Genomic DNA, 1,732 nt, shown 5'->3' with positions numbered 1-1,732 from the left:
TATCTAACGACAATTACTCTGGCCGGTCGACGACAACTACTTTGGCCGGTTGCCACTAAGCTGGACTGCTCTTCCATGCGACCCACAAGGGGCGGGGATGGCGGTCACCGAGCAACAGGTCAGAGTCTTCATGACACAGCGATCCAAAGGCACAACGCAGACGGCGGCGGCCGCCAAGGCCGGCATTTCTGAACGCACTGCCCGGCGGATTGACGCCGGCGAGCCCGTCGGTGGCGGCAAGTCGAGGGATTGGCGTACACGCCCAGATCCGTTTGCCGAGGTCTGGGACGAAGTCGCCGGCGAACTCGGCAAGGAGCCGGATCTTCAAGCTCTCACGCTGCTGGAGTGGCTGCAGGAGCGCTATCCGGGGGCCTACCCGGATCACCTGTTGCGCACACTGCAGCGGCGGGTCAAGGCCTGGCGTGCCCGGCACGGTCCGGACAAGGAGGTGATGTTCCCGCAGCACCATGAGCCGGGGCAGCGGGGCCTGTCGGACTTTACGGTGCTCAAGGACGTGACGGTGACCGTGTGTGGACACGCGCTTGATCACCGCCTGCATCACTTCCGGCTCGCCTACAGCGGCTGGTGCCATGCGCGGGTCATCCTTGGGGGCGAGAGCTATACGGCGCTGGCCGAGAGTCTGGCGGAAGCGCTCGAGCACCTCGGCGGAGTTCCGATGGAGCACCGCACGGACAGCCTGTCGGCGGCGTTCAAGAACCTCGACGTGAACGCCCAGCAGGACATCACGGAGCGCTATCAGGCGCTGTGTGCCCATTACGGCATGCAGCCGAGTCGCAACAACCCGGGGCGGGGTCACGAGAACGGCAGCGTCGAGTCGCCCCATGGCCATCTCAAGCGGCGGATCCGGCAACGGCTCAAGCTACGCGGTTCGACGGACTTCAACAGCCTCGACGAGTACCGGGCCTTCATCCAGGAGGTGGCCGCGAGTATCAACCGCCGGAACGCCTCGCGCATCGCCGCCGAACGGGCCGCGCTGGCGCCATTGCCTTGTCGTCGCGGCGTGGACTACACCGAAGCACTGGTGCGGGTGACGACCTCCAGCACGTTCACCCATGCTCGCGTGCTGTACTCGGTCCCGGCGCGTCTGATCGGCGAGCGCTTGCGTATCCATGCCTACGACGACCGGCTCGTACTCCATCATGGTGGCCAGGCGCTGATGACGCTGCCTCGCGTGCATGCCGTCTCTGGTGGTGGGCGGCAGCGCTGCATCGACTACCGCCATGTCATCACCTGGCTGGTTCGCAAACCGCGAGCACTGGCAGGCCTAGCCTTCCGGGATGAGCTACTGCCGGACGCCAACTGGCGCAGCATCTACCAGCGTCTTAGTGCGCTGCTGAGCACCGAGGACGCGTGCAAGCGCGTGGTCGGGGCCCTGCGTCTGGCCGCCGAGCAGGACTGCGCACCGGCGATCGGCGAGTACTGGAGCAACGCCCTGGCGTGCGGGCACTGTCCCACGCTGGCGGAACTGCAAGCGCGCTTCTCCCCGCAACGGCCATCCGGGCCGCTGCCCACACTCGAGTCGCGCCAGCATGCGCTGGCTGACTACGATGCCCTGCTCCAGGGGGCCGCTCATGGCTGATGCTGCAACGCTGCCTCTGCTGCTGCGGCAGCTCCGCCTGCCCACCATGGCAGGATGCTACGAAGAGGTCATGGATCGCGCGACCACTCATGGCTGGAGCGTCGCCACGACGTTGGCGACGCTGTGCGAGTA

1 protein-coding gene is annotated in these 1,732 nt (G+C 66.3%); it reads left to right on the top strand.

Annotated features, from left to right (window positions below; all coding sequences use genetic code 11):
* Positions 1–130: 130 nt before the first annotated feature.
* A complete protein-coding gene (gene istA / locus F618_RS0114590; RefSeq protein ID WP_231362698.1) occupies positions 131–1,600 on the top strand; it encodes an IS21 family transposase in 1,470 nt (489 codons plus the stop codon).
* Positions 1,601–1,732 lie beyond the last annotated feature (132 nt).

The organism is Thioalkalivibrio sp. ALMg13-2 (genome assembly GCF_000381185.1).
GTDB lineage: Bacteria > Pseudomonadota > Gammaproteobacteria > Ectothiorhodospirales > Ectothiorhodospiraceae > Thioalkalivibrio > Thioalkalivibrio versutus.
This window is presented reverse-complemented; position numbering and strand designations above follow the sequence as displayed.

Coding starts and splice junctions, on each gene's coding strand:
- istA (WP_231362698.1), top strand. CDS start 131: ATGACACAGCGATCCAAAGGCACAACGCAGACGGCGGCGGCCGCCAAG.